This is a genomic window from Melaminivora alkalimesophila (assembly GCF_000282995.1).
In the GTDB taxonomy this organism is placed as follows: Bacteria; Pseudomonadota; Gammaproteobacteria; order Burkholderiales; family Burkholderiaceae_C; genus Melaminivora; species Melaminivora alkalimesophila.
Map to the genome: position 1 here is coordinate 1 of NZ_ALEE01000374.1, position 17,817 is coordinate 17,817.

A 17,817-nucleotide genomic window follows, 5' to 3' on the forward strand; every position below is an offset into this window, starting at 1 on the left:
GGCCGCTGCTGGCGCAGCCGGCCGCCGCCAGGGCCGCAACGGTCAAGGCGAGCCCTGCAGCACGGTGGGTGAAGAAGGAAATGCTTGCCATGGTCAATCCTGTGAAGGGGCGGCCTCGCCCGGCCAGCGGATGCCGAAGTGTTCGAGCAACACGCCGTGCAATTGCTCCGGCGCCACGGGGCGCGCATCCATGTGCCCGTCCGGATGGCGCCGCCGCAGTTCATTGCCCACCATGGTAAGCCGCCCGCCATCCGGCAGGGCCCGGGCCACCATCAATTGGCCCATGAAGGTCGATTCCGGGTGCGTGCTGGTGTACCAGTTCGCCACCTTCCGGTCGCTCTCCGGCATGGGCTCGCCGGTGAATTCGTAGACGTCCACCCAGCCGCCTTCCTGCCAGACCTGATGGAACCAGCGGCCGTCCTCGTGCACCAGCCGGCGCCGATCGTGCGGCGTATCCTGCACGAGGCCGTGCTCCCAGCGCAGGGCCTGCGTGAGCGACAGCGCGCCGAAGCCCACGTCCGTGAGCCAGCGCTCACCTTGCAGCTCCACACACACCAGCAGGTGCGTGCGCGCCGGGATCTCGCTGCGGTCGGGCGTGCACAGGCGCACGCGTGCGCCCAGGCCGGTGGCGCTGAAGCCCAGTTCCTGGAGCACCCGCAGGAACAGGCCGTTCTGCTCGAAGCAATAGCCGCCGCGCCGCTGGTGCACCAGCTTGTCGAAGACGGCTGCCGACTCCAGCCGCACCGGCCGGCCCAGCAGCACGTCGATATTCTCGAAGGGAATGGCCTGCGTGTGGGCGCGCGTGAGCGCGTGCAAGGTCTGGACCGTCGCGGGTGCGGGGCCCTCGTGACCGATGCGGGTGAGGTAAGCGCCTGACTGCATGGGCGCGATCATGCCCGGGCGCTCACTCCCACTCGATCGTCGCCGGCGGCTTGCTCGACACGTCGTAGGTCACGCGGTTGATGCCGCGCACCTCGTTGATGATGCGGCTCGACACGCGCTTGAGCAGCGCGTACGGCAGCTCGGCCCAGTCCGCCGTCATGAAATCCGTGGTCTGCACCGCGCGCAGCGCCACCACGTGGTCGTAGGTGCGCCCGTCGCCCATCACGCCCACGCTCTTGACCGGCAGGAACACCGTGAAGGCCTGGCTGGTCAGCTCGTACCAGCTCTTGCCCGTCGCCGGATCCACGGTGTTGCGCAGCTCCTCGATGAAAATTGCATCGGCGCGGCGCAGCAGGTCGGCGTATTCCCTTTTCACCTCCCCCAGGATGCGCACGCCCAGGCCCGGCCCCGGGAAGGGATGGCGATAGACCATCTCGCGCGGCAGACCCAGCGCCAAGCCCAGCTCGCGCACCTCGTCCTTGAACAGGTCGCGCAGCGGCTCCAGCAGCTCCAGCCCGAGCTGCTCCGGCAGCCCGCCCACGTTGTGATGGCTCTTGATGGTGACGGCCTTCTTGCCCTTGCCGCCGCCGGACTCGATCACGTCCGGGTAGATGGTGCCCTGCGCGAGGAAGCGGATGCCCTCGTGGCCACCGCCGGCCGCACGCAGCTTCGCGGCCTCCGCCTTGAAGACATCGACGAACAGGTTGCCGATGGTCTTGCGCTTGTGCTCCGGGTCGCTCACGCCCGCCAGCCTGTCGAGGAACAGCTCGCTGGCGTCCACGCGGATCACGCGCGCGTGCAGCTTGCCGGCGATCATCTCCATGACCATGTCGCCCTCGTTCAGGCGCAGCAGCCCGTGGTCCACGAACACGCAGGTCAGCCGGTCGCCGATGGCGCGGTGGATCAGCGCCGCGGCCACGCTCGAATCCACCCCCCCCGACAGGCCCAGCAGCACTTCCTGGTCGCCCACCTGGGCGCGGATGCGGGCCACGGCCTCGTCCACGTAGTTGCCCATGACCCAGTCCGGGCGCGCGCCGCAGATCTGTAGCACGAAGCGCGCCAGCAGCGCCGCGCCCTGGGGCGTGTGCGTGACCTCGGGGTGGAACTGCACGCCATAGAAGCGCCGCGCTTCGTCGGCCATGCCGGCGATCGGGCACGAGGCGGTGGAGGCCATCAGCCTGAAGCCCGGCGGCAGCTCCGTGACCTTGTCGCCGTGGCTCATCCACACCTTCAGCATCCCGTGGCCCTCGGGCGTGGCGAAGTCCTGGATGTCCTTGAGCAGCTGCGTGTGGCCGTGCGCGCGCACCTCGGCGTAGCCGAACTCGCGGCTGGGCGAGCCCTCCACCTTGCCGCCCAGCTGCAGGGCCATGGTCTGCATGCCGTAGCAGATGCCCAGCACCGGCAGGCCGAGCTCGAACACGGCGTCGGGCGCACGGTCATCGACCTCGTAGGTGCTGGCGTGGCTGCCCGACAGGATCACGCCCTTGAGGCGTCCGTCCGCGGCAAATTCCCGCACCCAGTCGCTGCCCACGTCGCAGGGGTGCACCTCGCAGTACACCTGCGCCTCGCGCACGCGCCGGGCGATGAGCTGGGTGAGCTGGGAGCCGAAGTCGAGGATGAGGATCTTGTCGTGTTGCATGGCGGGCGGGCTGGCTGGCAGGCGGTGGGATGAAAAGACAAAGGCCCGAAGGCCGGTCGGGGGCGTTCGGGCCTGGGCGGCTTCGGGCGCTCAATCGGCGCGGTAGTTGGGCGCTTCCTTGACGATCTGCACGTCGTGCACGTGCGATTCGCGGATGCCGGCGGCCGTGATCTCGACGAACTCGGCGCGTTCGTTCATCTCGGCAATCGTCGCGCAGCCGCAGTAGCCCATGGCCGCGCGCACGCCGCCGGCCATCTGGAACACGATGGAGACCATCGAGCCCTTGTAGGGCACGCGGCCCTCGATGCCCTCGGGCACCAGCTTGTCGGCGTGCGGGTTGCCGGTGGTGGCTTCCTGGAAGTAGCGGTCGGCGCTGCCCTGCTGCATGGCGCCGATCGAGCCCATGCCGCGGTAGCTCTTGTAGCTGCGGCCCTGGTAGAGGATGACCTCGCCGGGGGCTTCCTCGGTGCCGGCGAACATGCCGCCCATCATCACGGTGGAGGCGCCGGCCGCCAGGGCCTTGGCGATGTCGCCCGAGAAGCGGATGCCGCCGTCGGCGATCAGGGGCACGCCCGTGCCCTTGAGCGCCGTGGCCACGCTGTCGATGGCCATGATCTGCGGCACGCCCACACCGGCGACGATGCGCGTGGTGCAGATGGAGCCGGGGCCGATGCCGACCTTCACGGCGTCCGCGCCGGCCTCGACCAGCGCCAGGGCAGCCGCACCGGTGGCGATGTTGCCGCCGACCACGTCCACCTGGGGATAGTTCTGCTTGACCCAGCGCACGCGCTCGATCACGCCCTTGGAGTGGCCATGCGCCGTGTCCACCACCAGCGCATCGACGCCCGCCTTGACCAGCAACTCGACGCGCTCCTCGGTGCCCGGGCCCACGCCCACGGCGGCGGCCACGCGCAGGCTGCCGGCGGCGTCGCGCGCGGCGTTCGGGAAGCTGGTCTGCTTGTTGATGTCCTTGACGGTGATCAGGCCCTTCAGCTCGAAGGCGTCGTTCACCACCAGCAGGCGCTCGAGCTTGTGGCGGTTGAGCAGCGCCTTGGCCTCGGCGGGCGTGGTGCCGTCCTTTTCGTTGACGGTGATCAGGCGCTCGCGCGGCGTCATGATCTCGCGCACCTTGACGTCGTAGCGCGTCTCGAAGCGCACGTCGCGGCTGGTGACGATGCCGACCACCTTGCCGCCGTCGCACACCGGAAAGCCCGAGATGCCCAGGTTCTCCGAGAGTTCGAGCACCTGCAGCACCGTGTGCTCGGGGGTGATGACCACCGGATCGTGGACCACGCCGGATTCGTGGCGCTTGACCTTGGAGACTTCTGCCGCCTGCTGCTCGGCCGTCATGTTCTTGTGGATGACGCCGATGCCGCCCTCCTGCGCGATGGCGATCGCCAGGCGCGCCTCGGTCACGGTGTCCATGGCGGCGGACACCAGCGGCAGGTTCAGGGGGATGTTGCGCGAGAAACGCGTGGCAAGCGAGGTGTCCTTCGGGAGGACCTGGGAGTACGCCGGCACCAGCAACACATCGTCGAAGGTGAGCGCTTTTCCAAGAAGGCGCATGAGTTTCGCTCCAAAAACCGGATTGTATCCAGGGTACGACGGGCCGTCGGCCCGGTCGTGCGCAACGCTGGCGGCCGGCCGGGAGCGCGGGCTACACTGCCCGCCATGCAAGTCAAGAAGCTTTTGCTCCTGGCGCTGGCGGGCGCCTTCACGCTGGGCGCCTCCGCGCAGTGGCAATGGATCGACAAGGACGGCCGCAAGGTCTTCAGCGACCGCCCGCCGCCCCAGGACGTGCCCGACAGGAACATCCTGAAGCAGCCCCATCAACGGGCCGCCACCTTCGCGCCCGCCGCCGCCCCAGCGCCGCAGGACGGCACCGAGGGCGCGGGCGCCGCTGGCGAACCGGCGCCCCCCCAACCCTCCCGGCAGGACAAGGAGCTCGAGGCGAAGAAGGCCAAGGCGGAAGCTGCCGAGGCGGCGCGCCTGGAGGCCGAGGAGAAGGCCCGCGCCGAGCGGGCGGCCCGCCTTCGGGCCGAGAACTGCACCCAGGCACGCCGCATGGCGACGACCCTCGGCTCCGGCGCCCCGCTGGCGCACATCAACGCGCAGGGTGAGCGCGTGGTCATGGACGATGCCACGCGCGCGGCCGAGCTGCGGCGTGCGCAGTCGGTCATCGCCTCCGACTGCCGCTGAGCCGGCGCCATCGGTTGCAAGGCGCCTTCTTCAGTAACCCGGCTTCGCTCCCGGGCGCCGCTTGGCGAACAACCCGGCCGCCCGGGCGCCCTGGCGGGCAAAGCGCTGGCGGCGCGCCACCTTCGGGTCCACCGTCAGCGGGCGGCAGCATTCCAGCCGGTCGCCATCGCACAGCCGCTCCTCGGGCCCCACGGGCCGGCCCCAGATGCCGAAGGCCAGCTCCGGCAGGTCGCCCCCCGGGGCCAGCCCCGCGGCGTTCAGCGCATCGCCCACCGTCGCCCCCTGCGGCAACTGCAGCTGCCACTCCTGCGCGGTGCCGGGCGCAAGCGAAGCGCAGACCGTCACCTGCACCTGCCCCTGCCCGCTGGCCGGCCCGGCTTCAGCCATAGACCTGTTCGGCGCGCTTGATGAAGGCGTCGACCAGCGTGGCGGCGATGCGGTCGAAGACCGGGCCGACCACCGCCGCCAGCGCGCGGCTGTCAAAGCCGTAGCTCAGGATCAGCTCCACCCGGCAGGCGCGCTGGGTGCCGTCGCCCACCGGATGGAAGCGCCAGTCGCCATGCAGCTGCGAGAACGGCCCTTCCACCAGTTCCAGCTGCACGCGCCGGCCAGGCTCGTGCGTGTTGCGCGTGACGAAGGCCTTCTTGATGCCGCCAAAGGCGATGCCGACTTCGGCCGTCATGCCAAGCTCGTGCTCTTCCAGCACGCGCGCATGATCGCACCAGGGCAGGAACTGCGGGTAGCGCGCCACGTCGGTGACGAGGGCGAACATTTCCTCGGGGCTGTACCAGATCAGAACGGATTTGTTGACGGTTTTCATGCAGGCGGGGGGCTTGGATGGGCCATGGGCGAGGAACGCGCGAAAGAACAGTGTGCGCCGGCCCGCCCCCTAGAATCGACAGCGCGGGACGACAAGCATTGTAGGGAAGGCCTTTGTTCTTCCGGTTTGCGCCGCATATGAGAAGCCATGGCCAAGAAACCCGATCCGAACCCGCGCATCGCCGAGAACAAGAAGGCGGCATTCAATTATTTCTTCGAGGAACGCCACGAGGCCGGCATGGTGCTGCACGGCTGGGAGGTGAAGGCGCTGCGCGCCGGCAAGGCGCAGCTGACCGATGGCTACGTAACGATCAAGGACGGCGAGCTGTTCCTGATCGGCTGCCAGATCAACCCGCTCAAGACCGCTTCCACGCACGTCAGCCCGGAGGCGGCGCGCACCAAGAAGCTGCTGATGCACAAGGACGAGATCCGACGCCTGATCGGCAAGGTGGAGCAGAAGGGCTACACCCTGGTGCCGCTCAAGCTGTACTGGAAGAACGGTCGCGCCAAGTGCGAGATCGCGCTCGCCAAGGGCAAGGCGGAACGCGACAAGCGCGACACCATCCGCGAGCGCGAAGGCAAGCGCGAGGTGGAACGCGCCATGAAGAGCCGCCACCGCTGAGCACGGCGCGGGCCGCTGGCGGCCCGCCGTCCGCCTCAGTCGAGCGCCGCCAGGGGGTGCGCGTGCGCCGGCCAGGGGCTCTGGAAGAAAGCCTGCACCAGCTGCGGATCCACGTCCTCCACGCGGGCAGGGTTCCACTTCGGGCTGTGGTCCTTGTCCACGGCCAGCGCGCGGATGCCTTCCACCGTCTCGCTCTGGCCGGGACGCAGGTAGAAGCAGTGGCGCACCATGTCGCGCTCCATGCGCAGGTCGTCGGCCAGGCCCATGCTCCGCGCACGGCGGATCTGCTCGAGCACCACGTGCAGCATCAGCGGCGAGCGCTTGCGCAGCGCAGCGGCCGTCTGCTGCTCCCACTCGCCGGAGGCGCCTTCCAGGGCCTGCACGATGGCGGTGGCGCTGTCCAGCGCGAAGTAGCGGTCGATCTCGCTGCGGGTCGTGACCTGGACAGGGCCGGGATCAGTGAAGTGCGAGGCGACCCACTGCTCGACGGCGGCCCCATCGGCGAAGTCGCGCGCCCCCAGCCCTTCCCACACGGCTTCCTGCTGCGCGGCGGGCAGGTGGCCGTCCGCCAGCCCGAAGGCGATGGCGTCCGCCGGGCCGATGGTGTCGCCCGTGAGCGCCAGCCATTCACCCACACGCCCCGGGCAGCGCGACAGGAAGTAGCCGCCGCCCACGTCCGGGAACAGCCCGATGATGGTCTCGGGCATGGCCATCTTGGTGCGCTCGGTGACGATGCGCTGCGTGCCGCCCTGGCTGATGCCCATGCCGCCGCCCATGACGATCCCGTCCATGAAGGCGATGTAGGGCTTGCCGAAGTTGTGGATCAGGTGGTTGAGGGCGTATTCCTCGGTGAAGAAGTCTTCCAGCTGCGGGTTGCCGTCCTTGCCCGCGGCGTGCAGGAAGCGGATGTCGCCGCCCGCGCAGAAGGCGCCGAAGGGGCCTTCCCGACCGTTGCCGCGGATCGCCACGGCCAGCACCTTGTCGTCCTTCTGCCAGGCCAGCAGCGCCGCCATCAGCGCGCGCACCATGTCCAGCGACAGCGCATTGAGCGCGCGCGGGCGGTTCAGCGTGATGCAGCCCACCTGGCCGCGCACCTCGGTCAGCACCTCGGCCGTCGTCGTCGTCATGTCCCTTGTTCCTTCCATGCAAGCAGTTCGTTGAAAACCAGCGCGGCGATGACCAGCGTGCCGCCCATCAGGACGGCCGGCGCCGGGCGCTCGCCGGCGCCCACCCAAGCCAGCAGGATGCCGAAGATCACCTCCAGCAGCCCGAGCAGTGCGATTTCCGGCGCCTTGAGCACGCGGCCGCAATAGACCACGAGCACGCACGGAATCGCCAATTGGACCAGACCCAGCAGGGCCAGCAGGCCGATGTCGCGCGCGGAGGCGACAAAGGGCAGCGCCCAGGGCAGCGTAGCCAGGCTCGACAGCGCCGCGCCCACGAAGACCGCCGGCACCAGATCCACCGACTGGCCCTGGCGCTGGCCGCTCTGCACCACGGTCCAGTTGACCGCTGCCGCCACCGGAATGCACAGCGCCACCGCCAGCCCCACCGGCGAGAGGTTCGCCACCTCGGAGCCGTACATCCACACGATGCCGACCCCCGCCATGGCGATCGCGCCCCAAGTGCGCGGCGCGATGCGGTGGCCGATGAACACCCGCGCCACCAGGGCCGTGAGCAGCGGCCCGGCCGCCATGGTCACCAGCACGTTCGCCACCGGCATCAGCGTGATGCCGACCATGAACGCGGTGAACATCACGCTCCAGCACACACCCGACAGCCACAGCGGCACCCCGCCACGCAGCAGCGGCGCGAAAGCCGTGCGCCCGCGCAGCAGTGGCAGCATCACGCACAGCGACAGCAGCATGAAGAAGCTGCGCCAGAAGGTGATCTCGAAGCTGCGCGCCTGCTCCAGGTGGCGCGTCACCACGCCAGCGATCGACCACATCAGCGCCGCCGTCGCCATCAGCCAGACGGCGCGGCCGTGCGTCAGGCCGGCGGGAGCTCCGGTGGGCAGGGCGGCGGTGCTCATGGCGGTGCGGGCGCTCGCTGGCCTCAGGCGGACTCGCGGCTGGCGCGCTTCCTCTCGTGCTCCTTGAGGTGGCGCTTCCTCAGGCGGATGCTCTTGGGCGTGATCTCCACCAGCTCGTCGTCCTCGATGAATTCCACGCCATATTCCAGCGTCAGGTCGATGGGCGGCGTGATCTTGATGGCATCTTCCTTGCCGCTGACGCGGAAGTTGGTGAGCTGCTTGGTGCGCGTAGCGTTCACCACCAGGTCGTTGTCGCGGCTGTGGATGCCGACGATCATGCCCTCGTACACCGGATCGCCCGGCCGCACGAACATGCGGCCCCGGTCGTCGAGCTTGCCCAGGGCGTAGGTGATGATCTCGCCGTCGTCCATGCTGATCAGCACGCCGTTCTTGCGCCCGCCGATCTCGCCCTTGTGCGGCTCGTAGCCGTCGAAGATGTTGGAGATCAGGCCCGAGCCGCGCGTCAGGTTCAGGAACTCGGTGGTGAAGCCGATCAGCCCGCGCGCCGGGATGCGGTACTCCAGCCGCACGCGGCCGCGCCCGTCGCTCTCCATGTTGGTGAGCTCGCCCTTCCTCTCGCCGAGCGCCTGCATCACGCTGCCCTGGTGGCCTTCCTCGATGTCGACAGTCACCAGCTCGATCGGTTCGCAGCGCACCCCATCGATGTCCTTGAAGACCACGCGCGGCTTGGAGACGGCCAATTCATAGCCTTCGCGGCGCATTTCCTCGAGCAGGATGGTCAGGTGCAGCTCGCCCCGGCCGGCGACCTCGAACACGCCGTCCTCGTCGGTTTCCTTGACACGCAGCGCGACGTTGGAGCGCAGCTCCTTCTGCAGCCGGTCCCAGATCTGGCGGCTAGTGACGTACTTGCCCTCGCGCCCGGCCAGCGGCGAGGTGTTGACGGCAAAGTTCATGACCAGCGTCGGCTCATCGATCTTGAGCATCGGACGGGGCTGCGGGTTGGCCGGGTCGGTGATGGTCTCGCCGATGCCGATGTGCTCGATGCCATTGACCAGCACGATCTCGCCCGGGCCGGCCTCGCTCACCTGCACGCGGTCCAGGCCCTGGAACTGGTGGATCTGGTTGATGCGGCCGCGGTAGCTGGCGCCGCCCGGGCCGGCCATGACCAGCACGTCCTGGCCGGCCTTGAGCGTGCCGGCATTGATGCGGCCCACGCCGATGCGGCCGACGAAGGTGGAGTAGTCCAGCGCCGAGACCTGCAGCTGCAGCGGCGCGGCGGCGTCGCCTCCGGCCAGCGGCACGTGCTGCAGGATGGTCTCGAACAGCGGCGCCATGTCGGGTCCCCACTGCTCGCCCGGCTGGCCCTGCTCGAGCGCGCTCCAGCCATTGATGCCCGAGGCGTAGACCACGGGGAAGTCGAGCTGCTCGTCGGTCGCGCCCAGCTTGTCGAACAGATCGAAGGCGGCGTTCACCACCTTGTCGGGGTTGGCGCCCGGCTTGTCGACCTTGTTGACCACGACGATGGGCTTCAGGCCCAGCGCCAGCGCCTTCTTGGTCACGAAGCGCGTCTGCGGCATCGGCCCTTCCTGGGCGTCGATCAAGAGCACCACGCCGTCGACCATCGACAGCGCACGCTCCACCTCACCACCGAAGTCCGCGTGGCCGGGCGTGTCCAGGATGTTGATGTGCGTGCCCTTCCAGGACACGGCGCAGTTCTTGGCGAGGATGGTGATGCCACGCTCGCGCTCGATGGCGTTGCTGTCCATCACGCTGTCCACCACCTTCTGGTGCTCGGCGAAGGTGCCGGACTGGCGCAGCAGCTGGTCGACCATGGTGGTCTTGCCATGGTCCACGTGGGCGATGATGGCGATGTTGCGGATCTGTTTGCTCATGGCGTTCATGTCGATGTTCAATGGCCCCCAGTGGAGGCGGGGTCGGCGCTCGGCGCGCCTTGCAGGATCTGCTGGATCTCCAGCGGGCTGAGCAGCCGGTCGGGGATCAATTCCCCGCCGCGCACGTGGCCCACGCCCAGCAGCGCGCGGGGACGCTCGGCGTACACGGCGACGGCCGGCGCATCGGGCCAGGGCCCGCGCCGGCGCAGGCCCGTCAGGAAGCGGCCCGCCTCCTGCTCGTCCAGGGTGATGGCGGTGTGGTCGGCCAGCAGCGTCTGCACCGGCAGCACGCAGCCCAGGCGCGCGCCCTCGTCCATGGCCTCGAGCTGCGCCAGCGTGACACAACCCGCCAGGCCCAGGCCGCCCGTGCCGGTGCGGCGCAGCGAGACGAGGTGCGCGCCGCAGCCCAGCGCCTCGCCGAGGTCCTCGGCCAGGGTCCGCACGTAGGTGCCCTTGCTGCAATGCACCTCGATGCGCAGGGCGGGTTGTCCGGCCTCGGTGGTGGAAGGCGCCAGCGCCAGACGCAGGATCTCCACCTCGCGCGCGGCGCGCTCGACCTCCACGCCGGCGCGGGCGTATTCGTAGAGCGCCTTGCCGTCTTTTTTCAGCGCACTGTGCATCGGCGGCACCTGGGAGATGCGGCCGGTGAAGCGCGCCTGGAGGGCGGCCAGCCGCTCGGGCGCGAGCTGGGCCGGATCGACGGCGCGCTGTTCGCGCACCTCGCCCTCGGCGTCACCGGTGCTGGTGGTCGTGCCCAGCAGCGCGACCGCCTCGTAGGTCTTGGGCGCATCGAGCTGCAGCTGGCTGAACTTGGTGGCCGCACCGAAGCACAGCGGCAGCACGCCGGTGGCGAGCGGGTCGAGCGTGCCGGTGTGGCCGGCCTTCTCGGCGCGCAGCAGCCACTTGGCCTTTTGCAGCGCGTCGTTGGAGGACAGCCCCAGCGGCTTGTCGAGCAGCAGCACCCCGTGCACCGGGCGCCGCTGCACCCGGGTGCGGGGAGCGCGCGCGGTCATGCCGGATCGTCGTCCTTGGAGCGCGAGGCCACGGCGCGCGCGATCAGCGCGTTCATGTCGGCCGCGCGCTCGGTGGTGCGGTCGTACACGAAGTGCAGCGTCGGCACGGTGTGGATGTGCAGGCGCTTGAACAGGCCGTTGCGCAGGAAGCCCGCGGCCTGGTTCAGCGCCTCCTCGCTCGCCTGGGCATCGCCCACCAGCACGCTGAAGAAGACCTTCGCGTGCGCGTAGTCGGGCGTGACGTCCACGCCCTGCAGCGTGACCATGCCGATGCGCGGGTCCTTGAGCTCACGGATCAATTCCGTGAGGTCGCGCTGGATCTGGTCCGCGACCTTGAAGCCGCGGTGCTGGCCGGATGAAGAAGACTTGCGTGCCGCCATCGTCGCACTGGGCGCGCCGCCTCACAGCGTGCGCGCGATCTCCTTGATGTCGAAGAACTCCAGCTGATCGCCTTCGCGGATGTCGTTGTAGTTCTTCAGCTTGATGCCGCACTCGAAGCCCTCGCGCACTTCCTTGACGTCGTCCTTGTGGCGGCGCAGCGACTCGACCTCGCCGGTGTAGATGACCACGTTGTCGCGCAGCAGGCGGAAGCGCGCATTGCGGTGCACCATGCCCTGCGTGATGTACGAGCCCGCCACCGTGCCGATCTTGGAGGCGACGAACACCGTGCGGATCTCGGCCATGCCGATGACCTCCTCGCGCTGCTCGGGTGCCAGCATGCCGGACATGGCGACCTTGAGCTCCTCCACCGCGTCGTAGATGACGCTGTAGTAGCGCAGGTCCACGCCATGCGTCTCGGCGAGCTTTCTCGCGCCGGCGTCGGCGCGCACGTTGAAGCCGATCACGATGGCCTTGGAAGCCAGCGCCAGGTTCACGTCGGACTCGCTGATGCCGCCCACGCCGGCATACACCAGCTGCACCTTGACCTCGTCGGTCGAGAGCTTGAGCAGCGACTGCCCCAGCGCCTCCTGCGAGCCCTGCACGTCGGCCTTGATGATGATGGGCAGGTTCTGCACCTCGCCCGCCTGCAGGTCGGCGAACATGTTCTCGAGCTTGGCCGCCTGCTGCTTGGCCAGCTTGGTGTTGCGGAACTTGCCGGCGCGGTAGGTCGCGATCTCGCGGGCGCGGCGCTCGTCCTGCAGCACCATGAAGTCATCGCCCGCCAGCGGCACCTCGGACAGGCCCTGGATCTCCACCGGGATGGAGGGGCCGGCTTCCTTGGTGTTCTGGCCGTTTTCGTCGGTCATGGCGCGCACGCGGCCAAAGGTCTGGCCGGCCAGCACCACGTCGCCCACCCTGAGCGTGCCCGACTGCACCAGCACGGTGGCCACCGGGCCGCGGCCCTTGTCCAGCTGCGCCTCGATCACCAGGCCCTTGGCCATGGCATCCACCGGCGCCTTGAGCTCCAGCACCTCGGCCTGCAGCAGCACCTGCTCGAGCAGCTCGTCGATGCCCATGCCGGTCTTGGACGACACGGCCACGAAGGGCGAGTCGCCGCCGTATTCCTCGGGCACCACCTCTTCCGCCACCAGTTCCTGCTTGACGCGCTCGGGGTTGGCCTCGTGCTTGTCGGACTTGGTGATGGCCACGACGATCGGCACGCCCGCCGCCTTGGCGTGCTTGATGGCCTCGCGCGTCTGCGGCATCACGCCGTCATCCGCCGCGCAGACCAGGATCACGATGTCGGTGGCCTGCGCGCCGCGGGCACGCATCGCCGTGAAGGCCTCGTGGCCCGGGGTATCGAGGAAGGTGACGATGCCGCGCGGCGTCTCGACGTGGTAGGCGCCGATGTGCTGCGTGATGCCGCCGGCCTCGCCGGGCGCGACCTTGGCGCGGCGGATGTAGTCCAGGAGCGAAGTCTTGCCGTGGTCCACGTGGCCCATGACGGTGACCACCGGCGCGCGCGGCAGGGCCTCGGCCTGCTGGCCGGACATCTCCTCGTCGGTGAAGGCCTCCGGGTCGTCCAGCGCCGCCACCTTGGCGGTGTGGCCCATCTCCTCGACCACGATCATGGCCGTGTCCTGGTCCAGGGGCTGGTTGATGGTGACCATCTGGCCCATCTTCATCAGCACCTTGATCAGTTCGGACGCCTTGATGGCCATCTTGTGCGCGAGTTCTGCCACCGTGATGGTCTCGGGCACGTGCACTTCCAGCGCGCGGAACTCCACCGGCGCGGGGGCATGCTGGCGCTCGTCGCCCCGCTCGCCACGGCGCCCGCGCGGGCCGCTGCGCCAGCCGCCGCGGCCCACGCCGCCGCTGCTGTCGCCGCGGGTCTTGATTTCCTTTTTCTTGGTGGAGTCGTTCGCCCAGCTCGACGACAGCTTGGCCGACTTGAGCTCCTTGCCGCCCGCGGGTGCGGCGCCGGTGCGCGCCGCAGCCGCGCCGCTCCCGGTCGCCGGCTTCTGCAGCGTGCCCTTCTTCGCCTCCGTGCCGGCTGCCTTGGCCGCCGGCTTGGCTTCCTCGGGCTTCTTGGCCACCAGCACCTTGCGCGGCGCCGCCATCATGGCGCGGATCGCCTCGGCCTCGGCCAGCGCCTTGCGGCGGCGCTCCTCCAGGTCGGCGGCGCGCGCGGCCTCCTCGGCGGCGCGGGCCTGCGACTCGGCCTCGGCCTTGGCACGCGCCTCGGCCTGCGCCTCGGCGCGCGCCTTGGCTTCCGCCTCGGCCTCGCGGCGCGCTTCCTCGCGCTCGGCGCTCTCCTGGGCCTTCTTCTCGGCCTGCTGGGCAGCGTAGGCGGCAGCCCGCTCCTCCGCCTCGCGCTCGCGCTGCTCGCGGCGCTCACGCTCGGCGCGCTCCTCGGCCAGGGCCGCTTCCTGGCGGCTGATCAGCTCGGCCTGGCGACGCGCCTCCTCGGCGCGGCGCGCCAGCTCCACCTCCTCGGCGGACGGCGGCGGCGGCGCCTCGGCAACCTCATCGCGCTTGACGAAGGTGCGCTTCTTGCGCACCTCCACCTGGATGGTGCGGGCGCGGCCGGAGGCGTCCGCCTGCTTGATCTCGCTGGTGGACTTCTTCACCAGCGTGATCTTGCGCCGGTCAGGGCTGGGCGCGCCATGGCTGGCCTGCAGGTAGGCCAGGAGCTTTTGCTTGTCGGCCTCGGTGAGCGCGTCCGAGGCGGACGCCTTGGACACACCGGCAGACTTGAGCTGGGCCAGAAGCTCCTGGGACGATTGTTTGAGTTCGGCTGCGAACTCGGCGACAGTGTTGTTCGACATATTTCGTTCGTACCTCCCCTGACCTTTACTCCTGCGCCTGGTCGAACCAGTGCTCGCGTGCCTTCATGATCAGGGCCTTGGCCTCTTCTTCCGTCTGGCCGGTCAGCTCGGTCAGCTCGTCGATGGCCAGATCGGCCAGATCGTCGCGGGTGTTCACGCCACCGGCCGCCAGCTTCGCCAGCAGCTCGGTGTCCACGCCCTCGAGTTCGCGCAGGTCCTGCGAGACGCTGCTCACGCTCGCCTCGCGGGCGATTTCCATGGTCAGCAGCGCATCCTTGGCGCGTGCGCGCAGCTCGCTTACCGTGTCCTCGTCGAAGCTCTCGATCTCCAGCATCTCCTGCAGCGGCACGTAGGCCACTTCCTCCAGGCTCTCGAAGCCCTCGGCGATCAGGATGTCGGCGATCTCCTGGTCCACGTCGAGCTTCTCCATGAAGAGCCGGCGTATCGCGTCGGTTTCCTCGGCCTGTTTTTGCGCGCTCTCGGCGGCGTCCATGATGTTGATCTTCCAGCCCGTCAGGTCGGACGCGAGGCGCACGTTCTGGCCGCCGCGGCCGATGGCGATGGCGAGGTTCTCCTCGTCCACGACCACGTCCATGGCGTGCCTTTCCTCGTCCACCACAATCGATTGCACATTGGCAGGCGCCAGCGCGCCGATCACGAACTGCGCCGGATCGTCGGACCACAGGACGATGTCCACGCGCTCGCCGGCGAGCTCGTTGGTCACGGCATTCACGCGCGAGCCGCGCACACCCACGCAGGTGCCGATCGGGTCCACGCGCCGGTCGTGCGAGACGACGGCTATCTTTGCGCGGCTGCCGGGGTCGCGCGCACAGCTCTTGATCTCCAGCAGGCCCTGCTCGATCTCCGGCACCTCGTTGCGAAACAGCTCGATCATGAACTCGGGCGCCGAACGCGACAGGATGATGGGCGCGCCGCGCAAGGTCGTGTCCACGTCCATGATCATGGCGCGCACGCGGTCGCCATTGCGCAGGTTCTCCTTGGGGATCATCTCGCTGCGGCGCAGCCGGCCTTCGACGCGGCCGCTCTCGACGATGATGTCGCCCTTGTCCATGCGCTTGACGGTGCCGGTGAAGATCTTCTCGCCGCGGCTCATGAAGTCGTTGAGCAGCATCTCGCGCTCGGCGTCGCGGATTTTCTGCAGGATGACCTGCTTGGCGGCCATGGCGCCGATGCGCCCGATCGGCACCGACTCGACCGGCTCCTCGATGTAGTCGCCCACCTCGATATCCGGCACGCGCTCGCGCGCATCCATCAACAGCTCCTCGGCCTCCGGGTTCTGCAGACCGGCGTCGTCGGGGACCACCAGCCAGCGGCGGAAGGTCTCGTACTCGCCGCTGTCGCGGTCGATGGCCACCCGGATGTCGACCTCGCCCTCGTAGAGCTTCTTGGTCGCCTGCGCGAGCGCGGACTCGACCGCGCCCAGCACCACGTCGCGCTCGACATTCTTCTCGCGCGAGATCGCATCCACCAACATCAACAGTTCGCGATTCATAACGGCGACTCTCCTGTTCTTCAATCCTTGCGGCCCCGAGCGTGCAGCCGGCAGCCCGCGTTCGCTTGCTTGTGTCTGGTCTTTCAGTCCGGATCGGGCCCGGACCTCGCCGCCCGGCCCTTGAAATTCACGATGGGCGCCAGCCGCGCCTCGCGCAGCTCGTCGAGCGTGAAACCCAGGGCCTGCAGGGGGGCCGGCGGGCGCTTCTTGCTCACGCGCTGGCCCGGCTTGGGCGGTGGCTCGTCGCTCCAGACGATCTGCCACCCGCCCTCCTCGGTGCGCTCGAGCGTGCCGCGGAATTTCTTGCGGTTGGCGGCGATGCCTGCGCTGGCAGCCGCCCCGATGGGTTCGCGCAGGGTGAGGTCGACCACCTCGCCCTCGAAGCGCACGAAATCCTGCTCATGGCGCAGCAGGCGATCGATGCCGGGCGAGGAAACTTCCAGCCGGCGGTAGTCCACGCCCTCGACCTCCAGGGCAAACTGCAGCTGGCGCGTGACTTTCTCGCAGTCCTCGACAGTGATGAACTGCTCACCTGGCTGGCCCGGCGTCCAGGGCATGTCGATGGTGATGCGCAGCAAGCCCCCTGCGGAGCGCTCGATCTCCACCAGGTCATACCCCAGCCCGGTCACGGTCTGTTCAACGATCTGCTGCAATGCCACGTGTCTATGCTCTGCCCGAATGAATGATTGCGCGTGAAAAGCCCGCCTTCCCGGCCCGAAGCGCGCATCCGCACGCCCGCACGATCGGGAAAACGCCAAAAAAAAAGGGCGGTTGCTACCCGCCCGTTTGGTCGTGAAGCGCGTATTGTATCCGCGAAAACCAGGGAATGCAAAGCCCTGCGGCATGCATCTTGCATGCCACGGGCTGCGGGGCAGCCTGCCGGCCGGTCAGCGGGAGGCCATGATCCGCTCCAGCAGTGCCTGCGCCCCGGCGTCGGGCGCGGCGGCATGGCCCGCCGTGGCGCGCAGGCTCTCCAGCAGCCGGGTCAGCACCCCGGCCTGCGGCACGATGGTGCCGAAGAAGCGCACGCGGGAGCCCTCGGCGATCAAGACCGTCGGGAAGGTTTCGATGTCCAGCTCGCCCACGAGGTCTTCGTCGTCCTCCACATCCACCCATTCCAGGCGCAGGCCCTCGCGCGCCAGCGCCTCGAAGGCGGGTCGAAACTCCCGGCACACGCCACACCACTGCGCGCACAGGCAGACCAGCCACCAGCCGGCCCCCACGGCGCCCGCCTCTGCCGCGCCTTGCGCACCCCCCCTGCCTGTTGCCCTCATTGCCGCCCCCAGGAGCCGCGCCGCTCGCGGGCGCGGTGGACCGTGATCGTATCGACTTTGCCCGCCTGGTTGCCCCAGCTGCTGCGGATGAAGGACAGCACGGCCGCGATTTCCCGGTCGGTGAGCACCTGGGTGAACGGTGGCATGCCGTGGGGGCGCGGGTTGCCGGCGGTGGCGGGCAGGTAGCCCCCCTGCAGCACCACGCGCACCAGGTTGGTCGGCTCGCGCAGCAGCACCGCGCGGTTGCCGGCCAGCGGCGGAAAGGCTCCGCCTTCGCCGCCCTCGCCCCGCGCGCCGTGGCATTGCGCACAGTGCTGCTCGTAGAGCTTGCCGCCCAGCTCCATCTCGGCCGCCGCCGCGGCCTCGGTGCGCACGGGCGGCGCCGCGCGCTGGGGCAGCGCCTGCAGGTACTGGGCCGTGGCGCGCAGGTCGGCCTCGCTCCAGTGCTGCAGGCTCTGGAACACCACCGCCGCCATCGGGCCGGAGGCGCCGGCGCGCGGCGTCGTTCCGGTGCGCAGCAATTCCACCACTTCGTCGAGCGGCCAGTCGGCGACGCCGGCTTCCTGCGCCACGTCCAGCGCCGGGGCGTACCACCCCTGCAAGGGGATCATCCCGCCGCCCAGCGCGGCGCCTGCGCGCGGCGCTCCCCAGGCATTGCGCGGCGTGTGGCAGGCGGCGCAGTGGCCCAAGCCCTGCACCAGGTAGGCGCCGCGGTCGAGCGGCGCGGAGACGGCCTGCGCAGGCGCAGGCTGCGGCGGCCCG

The 17,817-nt window shown here is 69.4% G+C and carries 17 protein-coding genes; 2 read left to right on the forward strand and 15 right to left on the reverse strand.

The window, feature by feature from the left end; translation table 11 throughout:
* Positions 1-93: 93 nt before the first annotated feature.
* The 3 genes from A612_RS07035 to guaB form a co-directional block, all read right to left on the reverse strand.
* On the reverse strand, positions 94-882 hold the full coding sequence (locus A612_RS07035) for an arylamine N-acetyltransferase family protein (RefSeq protein ID WP_040436277.1): 789 nt from the start codon (positions 880-882) through the stop codon (positions 94-96).
* 22 nt (positions 883-904) lie between these two features.
* Positions 905-2,521 carry a glutamine-hydrolyzing GMP synthase gene (guaA, locus tag A612_RS07040; protein ID WP_019373807.1) on the reverse strand — a complete coding sequence of 539 codons (1,617 nt, stop codon included), beginning with the start codon at positions 2,519-2,521 and terminating at the stop codon, positions 905-907.
* Positions 2,522-2,611: 90 nt separating this feature from the next.
* Positions 2,612-4,087 carry an IMP dehydrogenase gene (guaB, locus tag A612_RS07045; RefSeq protein ID WP_019373808.1) on the reverse strand — a complete coding sequence of 492 codons (1,476 nt, stop codon included), beginning with the start codon at positions 4,085-4,087 and terminating at the stop codon, positions 2,612-2,614.
* A 105-nt stretch (positions 4,088-4,192) separates the two neighbouring features.
* On the opposite strand from guaB, the gene A612_RS07050 reads away from it, so the two are divergent.
* Positions 4,193-4,720: a DUF4124 domain-containing protein gene (locus A612_RS07050; protein ID WP_019373809.1), complete on the forward strand. Its 528-nt coding sequence runs from the start codon at positions 4,193-4,195 to the stop codon at positions 4,718-4,720.
* Between the two features lie 30 nt (positions 4,721-4,750).
* Here the strand turns inward: A612_RS07050 and A612_RS07055 are convergent, their stop codons facing one another.
* Together A612_RS07055 and A612_RS07060 are read right to left on the reverse strand one after the other, a co-directional pair.
* Positions 4,751-5,107, reverse strand: a complete 357-nt coding sequence (locus A612_RS07055; RefSeq protein ID WP_019373810.1) for an RnfH family protein — start codon at positions 5,105-5,107, stop codon at positions 4,751-4,753.
* Entirely contained in the window at positions 5,100-5,540 is a 441-nt protein-coding gene (locus A612_RS07060) for a type II toxin-antitoxin system RatA family toxin (RefSeq protein ID WP_019373811.1), read from the reverse strand. Before A612_RS07060 ends, A612_RS07055 begins: the two co-directional genes overlap by 8 nt.
* A gap of 147 nt (positions 5,541-5,687) precedes the next feature.
* Between A612_RS07060 and smpB the strand changes: the two genes are divergently transcribed.
* Entirely contained in the window at positions 5,688-6,161 is a 474-nt protein-coding gene (gene smpB, locus A612_RS07065; RefSeq protein ID WP_019373812.1) for an SsrA-binding protein SmpB, read from the forward strand.
* A gap of 35 nt (positions 6,162-6,196) precedes the next feature.
* Here the strand turns inward: smpB and A612_RS07070 are convergent, their stop codons facing one another.
* The 10 genes from A612_RS07070 to A612_RS07115 all read right to left on the reverse strand — a co-directional run.
* Complete coding sequence (locus A612_RS07070; protein ID WP_019373813.1) at positions 6,197-7,288, reverse strand: enoyl-CoA hydratase/isomerase family protein; 1,092 nt, start codon at positions 7,286-7,288, stop codon at positions 6,197-6,199.
* Positions 7,285-8,193 carry a DMT family transporter gene (locus tag A612_RS07075; RefSeq protein ID WP_019373814.1) on the reverse strand — a complete coding sequence of 303 codons (909 nt, stop codon included), beginning with the start codon at positions 8,191-8,193 and terminating at the stop codon, positions 7,285-7,287. Before A612_RS07075 ends, A612_RS07070 begins: the two co-directional genes overlap by 4 nt.
* Before the next feature lie 23 nt (positions 8,194-8,216).
* Positions 8,217-10,046 (reverse strand): translational GTPase TypA, encoded by a 1,830-nt coding sequence (typA, locus tag A612_RS07080; protein ID WP_040436278.1) that lies wholly within the window; start codon positions 10,044-10,046, stop codon positions 8,217-8,219.
* 17 nt (positions 10,047-10,063) lie between these two features.
* Positions 10,064-11,059 (reverse strand): tRNA pseudouridine(55) synthase TruB, encoded by a 996-nt coding sequence (gene truB / locus A612_RS07085; protein WP_019373816.1) that lies wholly within the window; start codon positions 11,057-11,059, stop codon positions 10,064-10,066.
* A complete protein-coding gene (gene rbfA, locus A612_RS07090; protein ID WP_019373817.1) occupies positions 11,056-11,439 on the reverse strand; it encodes a 30S ribosome-binding factor RbfA in 384 nt (127 codons plus the stop codon). The genes truB and rbfA overlap by 4 nt, the downstream gene beginning before the upstream one ends.
* A 21-nt stretch (positions 11,440-11,460) precedes the next feature.
* Positions 11,461-14,268, reverse strand: a complete 2,808-nt coding sequence (gene infB / locus A612_RS07095; RefSeq protein WP_019373818.1) for a translation initiation factor IF-2 — start codon at positions 14,266-14,268, stop codon at positions 11,461-11,463.
* A gap of 25 nt (positions 14,269-14,293) precedes the next feature.
* Positions 14,294-15,781, reverse strand: a complete 1,488-nt coding sequence (gene nusA / locus A612_RS07100; protein ID WP_019373819.1) for a transcription termination factor NusA — start codon at positions 15,779-15,781, stop codon at positions 14,294-14,296.
* Positions 15,782-15,864: 83 nt separating this feature from the next.
* A complete protein-coding gene (gene rimP, locus A612_RS07105) occupies positions 15,865-16,440 on the reverse strand; it encodes a ribosome maturation factor RimP (protein WP_040436276.1) in 576 nt (191 codons plus the stop codon).
* A gap of 228 nt (positions 16,441-16,668) precedes the next feature.
* Positions 16,669-17,055, reverse strand: coding sequence for a thioredoxin family protein (locus A612_RS07110; protein ID WP_051001466.1), 387 nt, complete (start codon positions 17,053-17,055; stop codon positions 16,669-16,671).
* The coding region (locus A612_RS07115) for a c-type cytochrome (RefSeq protein ID WP_019373822.1) at positions 17,052-17,817 on the reverse strand (766 nt) is incomplete at its 5' end. The genes A612_RS07110 and A612_RS07115, both read right to left, overlap by 4 nt.